The 16,844-nt window shown below is 44.2% G+C and carries 11 protein-coding genes; 8 read left to right on the top strand and 3 right to left on the bottom strand.

The features are described 5' to 3' along the window. Positions 1-105: 105 nt before the first annotated feature. The 3 genes from Xish_RS08995 to Xish_RS09005 all read right to left on the bottom strand — a co-directional run bounded on the left by Xish_RS08995 (position 106) and on the right by Xish_RS09005 (position 7,431). Entirely contained in the window at positions 106-4,494 is a 4,389-nt protein-coding gene (locus tag Xish_RS08995) for a hemagglutinin repeat-containing protein (RefSeq protein WP_099117580.1), read from the bottom strand. 125 nt (positions 4,495-4,619) lie between these two features. Further along, the gene (locus Xish_RS09000; protein WP_099117581.1) at positions 4,620-6,290 is read right to left on the bottom strand and encodes a ShlB/FhaC/HecB family hemolysin secretion/activation protein; all 1,671 of its coding nucleotides are present in this window, start codon (positions 6,288-6,290) and stop codon (positions 4,620-4,622) included. A 622-nt stretch (positions 6,291-6,912) separates the two neighbouring features. Further along, a complete protein-coding gene (locus tag Xish_RS09005) occupies positions 6,913-7,431 on the bottom strand; it encodes an Hcp family type VI secretion system effector (protein WP_074024615.1) in 519 nt (172 codons plus the stop codon). Positions 7,432-8,361: 930 nt separating this feature from the next. Here Xish_RS09005 and tssB point away from each other — a divergent pair. From tssB to tssK, 8 genes are read left to right on the top strand one after another with little or no spacing between them, the layout of a single operon-like run. After that, positions 8,362-8,859: a type VI secretion system contractile sheath small subunit gene (gene tssB / locus Xish_RS09010; RefSeq protein WP_099117582.1), complete on the top strand. Its 498-nt coding sequence runs from the start codon at positions 8,362-8,364 to the stop codon at positions 8,857-8,859. 20 nt (positions 8,860-8,879) lie between these two features. Beyond that, positions 8,880-10,358, top strand: a complete 1,479-nt coding sequence (gene tssC / locus Xish_RS09015; protein ID WP_099117583.1) for a type VI secretion system contractile sheath large subunit — start codon at positions 8,880-8,882, stop codon at positions 10,356-10,358. A gap of 2 nt (positions 10,359-10,360) precedes the next feature. After that, the gene (gene tssE, locus Xish_RS09020; RefSeq protein ID WP_074024612.1) at positions 10,361-10,801 is read left to right on the top strand and encodes a type VI secretion system baseplate subunit TssE; all 441 of its coding nucleotides are present in this window, start codon (positions 10,361-10,363) and stop codon (positions 10,799-10,801) included. Then, complete coding sequence (gene tssF / locus Xish_RS09025; RefSeq protein WP_099117584.1) at positions 10,802-12,634, top strand: type VI secretion system baseplate subunit TssF; 1,833 nt, start codon at positions 10,802-10,804, stop codon at positions 12,632-12,634. It begins immediately after the preceding gene. After that, the gene (gene tssG / locus Xish_RS09030; protein ID WP_099117585.1) at positions 12,598-13,650 is read left to right on the top strand and encodes a type VI secretion system baseplate subunit TssG; all 1,053 of its coding nucleotides are present in this window, start codon (positions 12,598-12,600) and stop codon (positions 13,648-13,650) included. Before tssF ends, tssG begins: the two co-directional genes overlap by 37 nt. 5 nt (positions 13,651-13,655) lie before the next feature. Then, positions 13,656-14,951: a type VI secretion system-associated FHA domain protein TagH gene (gene tagH / locus Xish_RS09035; RefSeq protein WP_099117586.1), complete on the top strand. Its 1,296-nt coding sequence runs from the start codon at positions 13,656-13,658 to the stop codon at positions 14,949-14,951. Next, entirely contained in the window at positions 14,935-15,489 is a 555-nt protein-coding gene (gene tssJ / locus Xish_RS09040; protein WP_074024608.1) for a type VI secretion system lipoprotein TssJ, read from the top strand. The genes tagH and tssJ overlap by 17 nt, the downstream gene beginning before the upstream one ends. Positions 15,490-15,491: 2 nt before the next feature. Next, complete coding sequence (tssK, locus tag Xish_RS09045; protein ID WP_099117587.1) at positions 15,492-16,844, top strand: type VI secretion system baseplate subunit TssK; 1,353 nt, start codon at positions 15,492-15,494, stop codon at positions 16,842-16,844.

Below are 16,844 nucleotides of genomic sequence, written 5' to 3' on the forward strand. Positions count from 1 at the left end.
AAGAGTAACAGGCAAAATGGAAAAGGCAACTAATGAAGAAATATCAAAAAATACGGTAGCCTTGTAGTGGCTACCGTATAGGAGATCAATCGTTGATCACGATGATCAATTTAATTGACGACCCTTAACTTCACTATGGATTGCCGGAAGTTCAGTATCGTGACCCTCATTTTTCACAAAAGGAACTTTACCAGAGAAAATGTCTTTTTGTGCAGAGGTTGCCAGACCGGTGAGGGAGCCGGGTACATCAACGCCTAAGTTTTTGCCCTTATCGTATCCGGCGATAGATTGGTGGTTAGTTTGCAAGGTATTCAGCGAAACCGCACCTTGTGCGCTATCAATTTTGCTGCCCACTAAAGAGGTTGTTCCAGAGACATCCAGATCAACCCCTTGAGTGCCGGTCAATGTTGTCTGTTTACCGACAATTTCTCGATCGAGAGTATCGTAATTGCCTTTGAGTTTGCCATCAAAGCCTTTGAATGTGGCTTTCAATTGATCTGTCAAACTGGGTGCTTTATCTCCGGTTTTAGTGTTGTTAGCCGACGCGGTTTCAACAACTTCTTTAGCAGCCGCATCCCCTTTGACGGTTTTGCTATAACCCAAGCCAGCATCCAGACCCACATTCAGGCTATGAGTGCTGTCCTTGCGGCTTTCGACATTGAAATTGCCACCGACGTTGCCCGTTACCTGATCCGCAGCCACATTAGCGCCTTTGAGTGAGGTATCTCCCGCGCTGGTCAGTGTGACATTACCACCGGAAACCTGTGCATTACGGTGTGTGGTCTGATCCAATTGGTTAACGCCAAATTTCAATTCACCGCCGATGTTATATTTGCTGTCGATAATTCTGTTAGCCGGATCGTCGCTTGCCGCCGTACCGTCTCCCCCTCCTTTGCGGGCTGTAGAGGACATACCGCCTTTCGCTTTAGCATCGACGTTCCAACCATTGGCGTTGGCACTATCCTGAGCCGAAATCAGCTCGATTTTCCCACGCTGTGCAGTTAAATCTACCTGCTTGCCGGAAACATTAGCACCTTGTAACGTCAGGTTATTGCCTGCATTCAGATTTACCCCCTGATCACCAGTGATATTGCTGGTTTGGGCGGTAGTATTGTTCTGATTGTCGGTGTTATAACCACCACCTAGGCTGCCACTGAAATTCTTGCCATCAGGGTTGGTTCCCACGGTCAGAGAAGTCTCCCCATTGTAACCATTGCTTTGTTTCTCATTGCGGTTAGTGGCCTGATTGAACTGAATATTTCCTCCTGCATTAACGTTGGCTGAACCTTCGCCTGCATTGATTGAGGTGCCTTGGTAGCGTGCATCTCTGGTCACCTGAACATTAACACCGTTTTGGGCATTGATGTTGCTGGTCACTGCACTGGTATTGTTGTTGGATGTTTCTTGATAGCTGCCACTGCCTTTGCCATTAACGGAGATATCTGCACCGGTTGTGGTGTAGACGCGCAAGCTGGCATTGCCAGTGGTATCAGCGGTATGGGCGTTTTGGCTATTGATTGCCGCTTCACTGGTATGGCTGCCAGCAGTCAGCGAAACACCGCCTTTGTTAGTCTGGTATTGCGTACCTTGGTCGTAGATATCACCATTCGTGGTAGCTTTGACATCGCCCGCCTGAATGGTTGTCACTACCGCATTGGACTGATGGTTATTGGTGTAATGGCTGTTGCCATTCATCGCCAGTTCAATACCGGCATTAGGCAAACCGGTCTTTGTGATGGCAGTATCTAGTTTTTTATCTGCGGCAGCTTTGGCGGTTTTTTCCATAGGACGGGTGGTTGCACTGTAATCGGCAGTCCCGCTAATTTCTCCACCTACCTGTAATTGGCTGGTTGAGCTAGATTCGGTATTGGCCGTTGCTACATTTTTAATGCTGCCGGCATTCGCCTGATAAGAGCCTTGTACTTGGTGATCCGTACCTTGTTGCTTCAATTCACCCACTGCATTCAGCCCAAGATTGCCAGTCACCTGAGTTTTCGTCACCTCTGCTGTTGTTCGGCTGTTGGATTTTCCATTGCTGTTGTAGTTTCCTTCAACACCACCACCGAGCTTGTCCATGCCACCAGTGACAAACACACTGCCGCTCAGCTTTTCTTGTGAGGTTGAGGTTGATGTGCTGTTTTCTCCAGCCAACAACGCAATGTTATTGCCGGTAATTTTCGCATCGCCCAGAGTTGTGACCAATTTAGAACCAGTCACGGTGACATTTTGACCTGCATTGACGGTAAGGTGGCCACCATTCAATTCGGACAGGCGTTGTGTTGTGCTGTCATCTTGCTGTTTATCGGTTGTGTGTTCAAAACCCACACCAGCACGATATTGGTTATCTTTCATATCCTTGGTGTAGTACAGCCAGTCAAGGTTGGTTTTTTCCTGCTGGTACTGATTCTTCTCACCATAATTCAGGATATTAATATTGCCTGACGTATTTAGTTGTAGTTCGCCAGCACTTTTTGCCAGACTGCCAATGACATTGATGTCTTTATTACTGAGTAATTTCAGATCTGCATCAGAAATCAATTGACTACCGGAAGATTTTTGCTGTTCGTTGTGTTCTTTATTCGTATTTTTGGTGATGTTGAAGATGGTTCCTTTTCTTTCATCCACCTCTTTAGAAATATTGCTGACTGCATTATCGATAGTTAACTGCCCTTCATTGGCTGAAACATAAGCGCCTTTTTGGGCTTTGACCTTACTGCCCGTAATGGTGACACCATTTTCACCAGACAGCAGCAAGAGCTCGCCCGCCGTCACTTCTGAAATATGATGGGTTTCTGACTTATCGCGGTTATCTTTTTTGCTGCCACCCGCAATACCGCGCCAATAGGTTTTATCCTTGGTAATTCTCTGATCATCAACGAGGGATTGCACAGTAATGTTGGCTTTCTGACCCGCAGAGATAATCAGGTTTTTGCCTGAGTTAATGTGGGTTCCTGCAATGTCAACATCGCCTTTCGCCTCGATACCTAAAACCCCGCCTGCGCTTAATTCATTGCCGGTACTTCTTTGGGTAGTATTGACTTCATTCCAATTACCCGTTTGCAGTGATGCTGAATGGTTCTTTTTATATCCCTTCTCTGAGGTCATTTCTGATTCTATCAGACCTGCCAGCTTCACATCTTTTTGGGCTGATACGTACAATCGGTTACCGGCTTTGATTTTACTGCCAAGGACTTCTACATTGCCTTCACTGGCGGCCAAATGGACATTTTCACGGGCGTTGATGGTATTGCCTTCGTATTGATGTTTTTCACTCTCATGGGTGACATCGTATTGCCAAGACATTTTCCATTGATTGTTGGTGCTACGGTCAAGTTGATGAAGCTGTTGCCCATCCAGTTTCAGGTTGGTGCCAGTCAGTTTGACACTATCCCCTTCAATATCAGTTGCCATTACCTGATTGTTTTGTTTAGCCACCAGCGTGATGTTCTTGCCTGCTAATTGGGTACGGGCAACAGATTCACTGCTTTGCTTTTGTTCGGTATAAATACCACTAAAAATGCTTTGGTGATTATCACTGCCCGTTTCGTTTGATGGAGATTGGTTCAGGCGTCCTTGGGACAGCACATTATTACCGCTCAAGGTAATATTCCCGCCTTTTAGCACCGCCGCTTCCAACTTCACATCACCGTAGGATTCAACTTCAATGCCATTATCGGCAGTGACTTGGCCTTTTAAATTGACTCCGCTCCCTTCCGCCGTGTTCAGCAAACGAATGCGTCCTGCCCGCATACTGCCCAAATAATAACTATCGAGTGCGCCAATATTCGCTTGCTGGATATCCAGAATGCGGCCATCGGTCGAAATCTTGTTATTCCCTGTTGTGATATTGAGATTTTTTGCGGTGATCACCTGACCGTTGATGTCAATTTTGGGGGCAATCAGATTCAGCACATCATTATGGGATAAGCCATTGTTTTTGATATTCAGGGAGTTCAGATTATCAAAGGTGTTGAAGCCTTGCAGTATCCCATTTTCCACCAATGGGTTGCCGACGACCAATGACGCCTGATTGGTATTGATAAAACCACAGCCGTTACAAGTGATACCGTTAGGGTTTGCCAGTACATAATCGGCAGCGATACCAAATACTTCCTGTTCGCCGAGCAGGAGTGAAGGATTGCGGCTGATAACCTCATTTAAGATCACACTGGCAACTTGTCCATTGAGGTTACTGTTGGCAGATAATTCACCTGCCAATTGTGATGTTCCATTTTCCAAAGAGTTATTGAATACCGCTCCCATTTGATTGACGTTGAAATCCTGATATTGGTTATGTGATAACCCTGATTCGGAAGGCGCAACGATATCGACCACAGTTGCACCGGTATCAGCCTGGATAACATTCGGGCTGTGGGCAGCGTCGCCACCAGGCGTAATTCCATTGGCAAAACTGACAGAACTGGTTGCCAGAATAATTGCCATAGAGGCGGCAAGCTTTCCTGTTGGAGATAATTTAAATTTTTTATTTTTCATATAATTACCTTATTTGCTTCTTTATTGCCATGTGCAGTGCTCTGGGGATCATGGTTCCAGAAAATTATGCTAGAAATGATCCCCACAACTGGCTGCGGTTAAAAAACATCAAATGGTTCAAAAAACTAAAAAGTGTAAGAAAAGCGGGTTAACAGTTGCATAGGTTCATCCGTGTCCCTACTTTGGTGAGAAAGAAATTTGCCTCGGCTGAACTCAACATCTGCAAATAGTTGCTGATAGCGTAGTGTCAAACCTGCACTTAATCCGGCACTGCTTTTCCATCCATCCTGACTGCGGTAGCCTTTAACCTGACCGATATCCACGCCGGTACGCAGCGAAAGTGAGCCTTTGCCAATGGGGATAGAGTGGGAAAACGTATTTCTCAAATACCAGCCATTATCAGCCGATGACACATTTTTGCTGAATCCTCGTACGGCATTACGGTCGGTCATATTTATCCACTCAACACCTGGTAGCCCGCTTTCGCTGTACTGGGTATAAAATTGGCTACTGAATTGGTAAGGCACAGAAAAGAGTGTGAAACGCTGCTGTAAATTTGCCGATAATTTCCCTTTGGTAAACTGCTTATTCAGGCTGGCTGTAGAGGTTTGGGCGCCGAACCACGGCATTCCCTGCTCAATACTCATATTGAGGGAGATCAATCCTGAAGGGATAATTTGTAAATGGCTAATACCTAGCTCGAGGACACTCAATGTCTGACTACTGACGGAGAGTCTGGCATCCTGAAAATGGTTTGTGTAATTCTTATAAACAAATTGAGTGTTTAATGTACTAATTTGCGATTGGTTACGATGAAAGACCCAATCGGCGCGAATACCTGTTTGTTGTGAATTCCCGTACAATTTGGCCAAATTTATATTTAAACGGGGATGGCTGGTGTATTGGGAATAACTGTTGAATCCACTCAATGTTACGGCTCCATAGGGGAGCAAATAGAGCAGAGTATAGGCGCGATTATATTGGGTACTGGGTTTATCTACGGTACTGGCACCGCTGAGACTCACAAAGTCAGATAGCCCCAATGGACTATCGACGCTGGCATTGAGTCGCGTGATCCATTTTCCCGTGTTTTTCTGTCCATAATTATCGGTTGTGGTGGTGATTCTCCACGGGGAAGCGTGCTGATTGTGCAGCCTGATGATGGAACCACCATTAACTGTCCCTGGCAGAATATCGAGAGTGGTTTTGTTTGATTGCAAACGATTTGCCTGATCCAGTCCTTGATCAATTTGATTCAGGTTGAGTGGCTTATTTATCAAACGTGGGAATAGTGTTTGGCTATTGACCCAGCGGTCATCTCCCTCTATCGCCTCGACAAAACCTTCAACGACATTGATCCCTAGCTCGCCATTGGTATTGGGGGGAATAAATTGTACCCGTGCCGTAATATAGCCTTTGGCAATATAAAGATTAGTGATTTCCGCTGACAGCTTGTTGATGTCATTGCTGGTAATACAGTTATCTGGCAGCGCACTGAGTGTGTTCAAATCTTTTAGGGAGAGTAAAGTAATGCCTTGAAGGTAAACGCCATGAACAGCTAAACAGGGCGGTGCTTCCTCCAGCACGGGTGAGACAGTTTGTGGAGAAACGCTATCTGTGCGATTAATCAATCCTTGATGACGGCGTTCTTCAATTAATTGGTCTATTTCCCGTGAACTATCCTGTAAGGTTCTTCTGGCTTCATCTGTAGGGAACGCTGGGTTAAGCATGTCAGACGCTGCGCTCACCTGAAATGCAGAACATAATAAGATGAAGATTGTTGTCCTTTTAATCATGGAAATACCCAAATGACAATAGTTGATAGGAAAGATATCGTGTTGGGTTAGGTTTAAACATCCTGGTTTATTAATTAGGCATTAGAGCATAGAAAATCTTTTATGTTGCTCTGATTAACAAGGGAGTTTTGTTAAGAATTATAATTTCTAGTTATAAATTTACATTAGTTATTTATGATAATTCATTTTAGTTATGTACTATCTCAATGTGAAGAGTTAAGTTAAATTTAATTTTGGTTAATCAATGTTTCAGCAGAATAATGAGGTGAAATTAGAGTTTTTTTGTATTTTTAGCTTTCTATTTGAACGTTTTACTTATGGATTGTTAATGAAAGGTATTGAGGTGGAGGGAATATAAGACGTAAGAACAGATATTTTTTAGCCGGATGGTTTGTCTACGAATTAATCATGCATGTGATTATAAATTCACCGATTTTTATTTATTTTGAAAATAATTACTATACGAAAACCTGACAGAAGAAAAAAAACAGAAAAACAAATATAAAAAATAAAAATAGGAATTAAAGTAAATTTATGGTTTTTTAATATATTTAATTTATTCAGCCAATGAATAATATTCATTGGCTGAAAAGTTATTACTTAATATTTAATGAATAAGATATTAAGCAACAATCGGTGCGCGCCAGTCGTCAGCACCAGAAGTGCCCGCAGTAGTGTGTTCCCAGGTAATCTTACGATAAGAAAGAGATACACGAACTAATTGGGTGAATTCTGATTTAGCTGGATCTTGGCAGTGTGGCATTTTGCAATCGATATCAACGATAGTTGCATCTTCCAGTTTTGTAGTAAAGAAATGCTCTTGTTTACCTTCGATTGAAGTACGATACCATTTCAATTCTACAGTAGGCAGCATTTCGCCAGAAGCCAGTGCGTTGTACAGCAGAGGAACTGATTTATTCAACGCAACGGTAAAGCGGAATGGTTTATGCGCACGCTGGCCAGAAGGTTGTCCTGACTGTGGATCAGTTGGGACAGTTACGATGTGGTCAAATTCTTGAACCAGCATTTCGTCTTCGTGACCCTGAACAAAGATATTACCTACGGATTCAGCAGTGAATGAGCCAGCGGTAATATGACCCTGAGTTTTACCATGGATGGAAATATAACATGGAGTTGGCATATGAATATCCTATAAAAATTTACCAATATTAGTGTAAGTGTTCGTTCCTTACGTGATTATTCCATTTATTAACCAAATGCTAATTAGATGAAATTATCGCTTGCCAAACACTCGAAGCGAATAATAAAGCTGAAATTGTCTAATGCAAAGTTATTTGAAAAATGCAACATATGCTCTACTTCAATGACAAATAAAAATTTTATAATTATTGCCGTTGTAATATTTATAGCTGATTTTTTATAAACAATGAGTTTCTTTGACTGGTTTAAAAATAATCTGTGATTTTTTTGTTTTCTTAACTGAATGATATTTATGGTATTTTTGTTTTTTACTTAGCTGTTTTAGTATGATCATTTGAAAAGTGTTATCTAGATCAAAAAAATGAAAATAACTTGAGTTTTTATGGTATTTAATTAATAAAAACAAAATAAAAAATGATATTGACGGTAATGATTAATAGTGAATTGAAAGGTTATATTTTATTCAATTGAATATGAAAAATATTTCTTTTGATGCAAGTGATAGATAATTGGATCAAATGCTCTTAGAGAGTGTAAAACCAAATTTTTCTCTATTTTTAGAGAGGAAAAATGTTTATAAATTGCTTTGCATTGGGATGTGTAGATTAAAAGCTTGAATAGAGGTATTTATCAATTTGTGTTTTGGCTTTACATCAAAAAAATAAAATGTCAAACTCGAACTTGACGATTTCTCGTATCGATGTTATTTCCACGATTGCATAGGGTATATCTGATTATTTAACTATATATTGATATAAAACTATTCGTGCCTACAAATATAGTTGTCTTCTTTAGCCTATTTTTTAGGAAGATTTTCTGTATTTATTATATGGGTGAACATTGGAGTCATTCTCTCACCAATAATGGGTTGTTAGACAGTTCATGGTTGTATTAGCCAAAGGATTCAAATATGAGTAAGAATAGTCCAGGTAGCGTAGCTCCGAAAGAAAGAATTAATATTAAGTATGTTCCTAATACTGGTGACCAAACCGCAGAAGTTGAATTACCTCTGAATCTATTGGTTGTTGGTGATTTGAAAGGAAAAAGCGAAGATACGCCAATTGAAGAGCGGCAGACAGTTTCTATCAATAAGAACAACTTTAATGCCGTAATGAATGAAGCGAACATCAACCTAACTTTTAACGTTCCTAATCGTCTCGATGAAAAAAGCGAAGAAGATCTGCCAGTTAATCTGGAAATAAAATCGCTGAATGATTTTTCACCGGATAATATCGCGAAGAAAGTACCTGAATTAAATAAACTTCTCGAACTGCGTGAGGCATTGGTTGCATTAAAAGGCCCATTGGGAAATATCCCAGCATTTCGTGCTCGTTTGCAGTCACTGCTGGATGATGAATCCGTTCGTGAGCAACTCCTGAAAGAACTTGAAATCGTCAATAAAAAATAACTGGTTAAAGGAATTTTTAAATGGCTCAGCACGAAGAAAACAGCACAGCTATTGCTTCTGGCGCAACGACTTCCTTGCTTGATGAAATTATGTCTCAAGCGAGAATGACTCCGGAAAATGATGGCTACTATATTGCTAAACAAGGTGTTGCTGCGTTTATCGGTAGCATCCTGGATACTGGCTCTAACGACGAACCAATCAACAAACTGCTTGTTGATAAGATGATCGTTGAGTTGGATAAAAAGCTCAGTGAGCAGATGGATGAAATCATGCACGCTAAGCAGTTCCAGGAATTGGAATCTTCCTGGCGTTCACTGAAAATTTTGGTGGATCGCACTGATTTCCGTGAAAACATCAAAATCAATATCCTTCATGCTACTAAAGATGAACTGTTGGAAGATTTTGAATTCTCTCCTGAAATTATTCAGTCCGGCTTCTACAAACACGTTTATTCTTCAGGCTACGGCCAGTTCGGTGGTGAACCTGTTGCTTCCGTCATCGGTAACTACGCGTTTAACAATACTACGCCTGATATCAAATTGATGCAGTATGTCAGTTCGGTGGGGGCGATGGCTCATGCGCCATTCTTGTCTTCCGTTTCACCGGAATTTTTTGGCATTAACAGCTTTACTGAGCTGCCTGCCATCAAGGATCTTAAGTCTGTCTTTGAAGGCCCTTCACATACTAAATGGCGTGCGCTGCGTGAGTCAGAAGATTCACGTTACTTAGGCCTGACCGCACCACGTTTCCTCCTGCGTCTGCCTTATTCCAATGTTGAAAACCCAATCAAGAACTTCAACTATCAGGAAAATGTTAGCCGTGACCACGAACATTTCTTGTGGGGTAACACTGCGTACTTGTTAGCTAGTTGTCTGACTGACAGCTTCGCTAAATATCGCTGGTGTCCGAACATCATTGGTCCACAGAGCGGTGGGGCTGTGAGTGATCTGCCAGTTCACCTGTATGAAGCGATGGGGCAAATTCAGGCGAAAATCCCAACAGAAGTTCTGGTCACCGATCGCCGTGAATTTGAATTGGCGGAAGAAGGCTTCATTACCCTGACCATGCGTAAGGGTAGCGATAACGCAGCATTCTTCTCGGCAAACTCCGTTCAGAAACCAAAAGTGTTCCCAAATACTCGTGAAGGGAAAATTGCGGAAACCAACTACAAGTTGGGTACTCAGCTCCCATACATGTTCATCATCAACCGTCTGGCTCACTACATCAAAGTGTTGCAGCGTGAACAGATTGGTTCCTGGAAAGAGCGTCAGGATCTGGAGCGCGAACTGAACATGTGGCTGAAACAGTACATCGCTGATCAGGAAAACCCACCAACTGATGTTCGTAGCCGCCGTCCTCTGCGTGCTGCTGAAATCAAGGTTCTGGATGTTGAAGGTGATCCAGGCTGGTATCAGGTGGCGATGCAAGTTCGTCCGCACTTCAAATACATGGGTGCAAGCTTCGAACTGTCTCTGGTTGGACGTTTGGATAAGGAATAATCATGGCTGCGCTGTACAGTTGGAACAGAGGCAGCTCTGCCAGTCTGTTCGAGCGCATTCAAGGGAAGAGCTCCGGCTCTTCCCGTCAGTCAAGGATGCGTGCACTACTTGATTCTATCAAAAAGCATTTAAATGAAGTGCTAAATTCCCGTCCTGGTGCCTGCCAAAGTGCCGTTGATTTAGGGGTTATCGATCTCAATGACGCGACCGCGACATCGGTGGATTTCAAGCAAAGTATCGAGTGGGAGATTGAAGAGTGCATCAGAAATTATGAGCCAAGAATATCAGCGGTTTCTGTCAGCGCCATCAATGATGATTCAGATCCGTTGTTGTTGAGCTTTCATATCAGCGCTGAAATCTCTTTGGATGATATCAACGACCTTGTGGAATTCAGCATCCAGTTGGATAACAACCGGCGCTATTGCCTGGAGCGAACTCAATAAATGTCATTTGAAAAATATTTCAGAGATGAGTTGAACTATCTGCGACAACTGGGGAAAGAAGCCGCAGTTGAGCGCCCTCATCTTGCCGCATTTTTGTCAGAACAGGGTTCTGACCCCGACGTTGAGCGCTTGCTTGAAGGTTTTGCCTTCCTGACTGGCAATCTGCGGGCAAAGATTGATGATCAATTCCCTGAATTGACCCATGGTCTGCTCAATATGCTGTGGCCGAATTATCTGCGTCCAACCCCCAGCATGACCATCATCGAATATACCCCCGATGAGAGTGTGGTGACGAAAGCGACACAGGTCAAGCGTGGCACACAGATTATGAGCCATTCGCTGTCGACTCAAGATGATATTTATTCGCACGAAAAGTCGGATAGCAAAAAAGACGATCATGGTCGCTGCACCTTTACCCTCTGTCGTGATGTTTGGCTTTTTCCGTTTTCCATCCATGATATTTCCGTCAATAACAGTAATGAGACCGGAATTATTGGCCTGAATTTTACGTCGAAAACAGAGCTGAATCTGCATGAGTTGGAACTGGACAAACTGCGGTTTTATTTGAGCGGTGATAACTATACCACTTCGCAGCTCTACTTCTGGCTTTGTTATTACTTTAGAAAAGCAGAGCTGGTGGCAGGCGATACCGTGATCCCCCTGCCAGATTTTGATTTTGTGCCTGTAGGATTTGAGCGGGAAGATGCGTTATTGCCTTACCCGAAAAACGCCTATATGGGATATCGCATTTTGCAGGAATATTTCTGTTTTGCGGAGAGCTTCCTGTTTTTTGATGTGAAAGGCTTCCCGAAACTGCCGGAAGATCTCAAGGCCAAAGATTTCAAACTGAATTTACATTTTTCTCAGGCATTGCCACCAGAAGCCAAGATTCGCCATGACACTTTTCGCCTGCATTGCACGCCGGCAATTAACCTGTTCCCAATGGACAGTGAAGCGATTGAACTCAATGGCAGCCAGACTGAATACCCGTTGAAAGCCAGTTACAGCTTGCCAGATAACTATGACATTTTCTCGGTTGATGGCGTAGAAAGCTGGCTGACAGGGGAAAATGGTGAGCGCAGCCGTGCTCGTATTGGTGAGCGTGCTTATACCCCGTTTGAAAGTTTCAATCATCAAATAGATAACGAAGATGAACATTCGATGCGTTATTACCGTATTCGGGTGAAAGAGTCTCCTTTCCGTAGGGGGCTTGAACATTTTATCTCATTTGTACGGGGAGATGAGGCGGATTTACTCAGGTTCAAGTTAAAAGAAAACGTTTCGATCAGATTGACCTGTACCAACCGTGAATTGCCTTTAGAGTTGCGGGTTGGCGACATCAATTACCCTTCAATCGGCAGCCCGTCATTTGCGACATTCCGCAATATTACGCGGCCGTCAGTGCCTCTCTATCCCTTGTTGGATGGCGGTTTACACTGGTCACTACTGTCAAATATGTCGCTCAACTATATGTCATTGCTGGATAAGGATGCCCTAAAGCAGGTGCTGCGTACCTACGATTTCCCAAGTATTCATAACCGACAGTCCAAGCGTTCATCGCAGAAACGGCTTGATGCTATTGAAAAAATTGAAACAGAGCCGACAGATCGTCTGTTCCGTGGTCAGCCTGTGCGTGGATTGCGCTCAACACTGTATATCCGGCAACAAGCATTCAGCTCGGAAGGCGAGCTTTATCTGTTTAGCACGATCCTGTCACGATTTTTCTCACTGTATGCCAGTGTCAATGCGTTTCATATGTTGAAGGTAATCAATTTAGATAATCAGGAATGTTATGAATGGCCGGTACAGATAGGTCAACACTCGTTGATGTAATCACTGAACAGGATCCTGCCACACCGTTGGCATTGGACATCTCACAGTACAACTTTTACCAGTTGGTTGAGCTGCTTAACCAGTTGGCGGTAGCGTGGGATAAAACCGGAGAGACAGATCGCCCTGATCTGGAATCTGTCCGCTTCCGTTCCAGTGCCAGTCTGGCATTTCCGACTCGGGACATCATCTCGCTTACGCAATCCAAAAAGGGATACTTCGAACTGGAAGTTTCCTTTATGGGGTTGCATGGCAGCCAGTCCCCGATGCCTGGCTATTATCTGGATTCATTGGCATGGGAAGATGCCCAGGGAGAAAACCGTTTGACGGATTTTCTCAACATTTTCAACCACCGTTTAATCACGATCCTGCATCAAATTTGGCGGAAATACCGCTATTACATCTGCTTCAAGAAGGGTGGAGAAGATAATTTTTCCCAACGCATGTTTTCTCTGGTTGGGTTAGGCAGTGATGTCAACCGCCGGATGCTGAACATCAACCACAGCAAGATGCTGGCGTACGCCGGATTACTGGCAAGTCCCGGACGCTCGCCAGAAGTCATATGCAGCCTTGTTTCCCACTGTTTTGATTTGCAGGACGTTACGCTGCACGGCTGGCAATTTAGGAAAGTCATTATCCCGGTAGATCAGCAGAACCGTCTGGGGGGAACCAATAAGGGACTGAAAACGGTTGATAACGAGTTATCGGTATTGGGAGAAAACTTCACCATTGGTTCTTGGGTTGGGGATTATAGCGGTAAGTTTTTGCTTAGTATCAATGACTTGACTCGTGATAGGTTCCTTTCATTCCTGCCTGATGGCAAAAACTATCTGCCGTTGGTGATGTTCATATCTTTTGTCATGCGCAGCCAGTTTGCCTGGGAACTACGTCTTAGTCTGGCTGAAAATCAGGTCAGCGGCATGGTATTGGGGGCAAAGCAGAATAACCACTTGGGGTGGACTAGTTTTCTCGGTGAACCGGAAAAGAAACCCTCTGTCATCATTTCAGTTATGGAATAACGACCATGGAAAAACATCAACCAATCCTTTCATTGCGGGTTCTTAACAGTGAACAGTTAGAAAGTGGTAAAGCCGCCAACTGCCAGTTTTCGACACAGGGTGGTACGGTCGGTAGCAGTGAAAGCCACCTTTGGTCTGTGCAGGATCAGCAAGGCAATGTCTGCCCGTCACAATTTGCCATTAAATGGCAGGATGGGGCATTTTGCCTGCAAGTATTTGCTGAATCAGTACAAATCAACAATGCAACTTTGACGCCTGAGTCGGGTTTGATCCTGTTACAACAAGGCGATCAAATCAAAGTAGGTAATTTGTCGATCAAGAGCCATATCAGTTTTTCTGAGGCAGATCGCGTTGATCCATCAATGATATCCCCCGAATCATTGGTTTCCAGCTATAGCAACCCATTGGATGCCATGATGGAAGGTGCACCCGTACAAAAATCTGTGTTTGCCAACGATGAAGGTATTGCGCCAACGGTTATGCATCGTTTCAGTGATGATCCACTGCGGGTACTTGATAGCGAGAGCCTGACCACATTGAAACCCAAGGTTGAGGCTGATGATACGGAACAACTTTTGCCACCGGATCATTACCAGAACCCTCCATTTGCTAACCCTATTTCTGATAACCGAGGCAGTGTTATGGATCAGGAGTTCCTTGATTTACCGGACATCGATTCCGACAGACAATATGAAAGTATGGATGTTGACCATGTCGCCATTACCCCTCTCATGCGTGGTCTGGAAGCTCGTTTGCCTTTGCACGACAGTCAGCAGGCAAATGATTTTCTGCAAGAGATGGGCAAAACCATGAAAGCGGCCATTGAAGGGTTATTGGCTCTCCAGCGTGAACAACACGGGTTACGTGATAAACAGCTTCGGCCTATCGAAGATAACCCGCTGCGCCTGAATATGGATTATGACACGACCATGCAGGTGATGTTCTCTGATCAGAAAAGTCCGGTTCACCTCTCCGCTCCGGCCGCCGTAGCGGAAAGCCTGCAAAACCTGCAATTACACTATCAGGCTAACCGTACTGCTATTTCTGCCGCACTAGACACCATGCTGGAAGCCTTTTCTCCAGAACAATTGCTCCGTCGTTTCTCACACTATCGTCGTAGCAACGAAGCCAGGAATAAAGATGCTTCCTGGGCTTGGGAAATGTACACCAACTATTACCGCGAATTGTCTTCCAGTCGCCAACAAGGATTCGAAAAATTATTCCGCGAGGTGTATGAGCAGGCTTATGACCGCGCATTGCGTCAGGGCTTGGAGGAATCCAGCAATGACACATTCCGCTAGTCGCCGTGTATGGGCTGTAGGGATTTTATTGCTGTCAGTGATGTTACTAAACGGCTGTAGCAGTGCATGGAACGCAACAAAAAAAGTGGGCCAGGTCATTTGGGATCCTTCCACACCGGTAGGTAAACCCGATGAGCAGGCTTCTGTTGCCAACATTACATTGCTGGCCGAACCCGACATCAACCCCAATGAAAGCGGAGAAGCGGCTCCTGTTGAAATGAATTTGGTTTACCTCAGTGAGGATTCACGCTTTCTGGCAGCCGACTATGACCAGCTTGATAGCGACAAACTCGAAAAAGCACTGGGGAAAAACTATATCGATCATCAGGATTACACTCTGTTGCCAGGGCAATACAAGCCTCTGGAACAGATAGCATTGGAAAAGAAAAACCGTTACATCGGTGTCATCGTTCACTATGCAGATGCAAATCAATCTGAATGGAAAAAGATCATCCGAGTAAAAGACATCGGTCGCCATTACCACATCTTGGTGCATGTCAGAAATAACGACGTCGAACTTAGAAAAGAGGAGGAGTAATCATGCCAGGTAAAAATCGGGTGATTTGGCACGAAGGATTATTCATCAAACCACAACATTTTCAGCAACAACAAAAACATATTGATTATCTGGCACATAGCCTTGTTTCAGTATTAACACCTTATGCTCACGGTTTCAGCTCCCTGAGCATCAATGATGATTTGCTCAAACTGGGACGTATCGGAATTACCGAAGCCAGCGGCATTATGCCTGATGGCACCGTCTTTTCTGCGCCTAGCCAGGATTTACTGCCAAAACCGTTGGATATCGAAAATGTCAATGATCTGAAAAGCAAAGATATTTATCTGGCGTTGCCAATGTCCAGCGATACTATTCGGGAAATTGCTGATCGGGATGCAGAAATAAAAAGTGCGGTGCGTTATCGTGAATTTCCCTCTGACGTCCGTGATCTCCATACCAAAGGCGGTGATTCCTTTGCCCTTAACCTGGCCCAATTGACGCCAGTTCTGATGCAAGGCTCCGAGGACATGAGTGCTTACACCACGATTCCACTATGCCGCATCAAAGAAAAACAAAAAGATGGCAACATTGTTCTGGATAACGAATTTGTCCCGACTTGTTTGTCTATCTTCGTCGCTGACAAACTTAAGCGTTTCATGGTGGAAATTGATGGCCTGCTGACAGAGCGTTCAAGAACACTGGCGAAACGCATTGGTTCTCCAGGTCAGCAAGGGGTGGCGGATGTAGCAGAATTCATGATGCTGCAATTACTCAACCGCGTTCAGCCGTTATTCAACCATTATGCAAAACAAACCGTTTTGCACCCACTGCATTTATATACCGAGCTACTCCAGACTTGCGGTGAGTTGAGAACATTCACCGATGCAAGCCGTCTGCCAGGAAATATATTGGCGTATGACCACAATAACCTGACAGATACCTTCCAGGATGTGATGCACGCAATTCGTGATGCGTTAAACGTGGTTCTGACCCCACGTGCAACTTCGATTGCGCTGAAACAGAACGAAGGGGGTATTCGTGTGGCAACGCTTCACGACAACGATTTGTTGCGCAAATCCGAATTCGTACTGGCAATCAGTGCCAGCACACCGCAGGAACAGTTGCGTCGCCAGTTCGTCCAGCAAACCAAAGTTACATCGATGGAGAAAATCCGCGATCTGGTCAGCGTTCAGTTGCCGGGCGTGCCATTGATTGCCTTGTCTGCTGCGCCTCGTCAGTTGCCGTATCACTCTGGATATACCTACTTCCGTCTGGATCAGAAAAGTCCGGCGTGGAAAGAGATCCTGCAAGGAAATTCCATCGCGTTCCACGTATCAGGGGATTTCCCTGACTTAGATATGCAGCTCTGGGCTATCAGGGGCGGTAAGGAATAA

This window comes from Xenorhabdus ishibashii (genome assembly GCF_002632755.1).
GTDB lineage: Bacteria > Pseudomonadota > Gammaproteobacteria > Enterobacterales > Enterobacteriaceae > Xenorhabdus > Xenorhabdus ishibashii.

What these genes read in the sequence shown, in the direction of transcription:
- Xish_RS08995 (WP_099117580.1), bottom strand. Translation starts at nt 4,494, where the DNA reads ATGAAAAATAAAAAATTTAAATTATCTCCAACAGGAAAGCTTGCCGCC.
- Xish_RS09000 (WP_099117581.1), bottom strand. Translation starts at nt 6,290, where the DNA reads ATGATTAAAAGGACAACAATCTTCATCTTATTATGTTCTGCATTTCAG.
- Xish_RS09005 (WP_074024615.1), bottom strand. Translation starts at nt 7,431, where the DNA reads ATGCCAACTCCATGTTATATTTCCATCCATGGTAAAACTCAGGGTCAT.
- tssB (WP_099117582.1), top strand. Translation starts at nt 8,362, where the DNA reads ATGAGTAAGAATAGTCCAGGTAGCGTAGCTCCGAAAGAAAGAATTAAT.
- tssC (WP_099117583.1), top strand. Translation starts at nt 8,880, where the DNA reads ATGGCTCAGCACGAAGAAAACAGCACAGCTATTGCTTCTGGCGCAACG.
- tssE (WP_074024612.1), top strand. Translation starts at nt 10,361, where the DNA reads ATGGCTGCGCTGTACAGTTGGAACAGAGGCAGCTCTGCCAGTCTGTTC.
- tssF (WP_099117584.1), top strand. Translation starts at nt 10,802, where the DNA reads ATGTCATTTGAAAAATATTTCAGAGATGAGTTGAACTATCTGCGACAA.
- tssG (WP_099117585.1), top strand. Translation starts at nt 12,598, where the DNA reads ATGGCCGGTACAGATAGGTCAACACTCGTTGATGTAATCACTGAACAG.
- tagH (WP_099117586.1), top strand. Translation starts at nt 13,656, where the DNA reads ATGGAAAAACATCAACCAATCCTTTCATTGCGGGTTCTTAACAGTGAA.
- tssJ (WP_074024608.1), top strand. Translation starts at nt 14,935, where the DNA reads ATGACACATTCCGCTAGTCGCCGTGTATGGGCTGTAGGGATTTTATTG.
- tssK (WP_099117587.1), top strand. Translation starts at nt 15,492, where the DNA reads ATGCCAGGTAAAAATCGGGTGATTTGGCACGAAGGATTATTCATCAAA.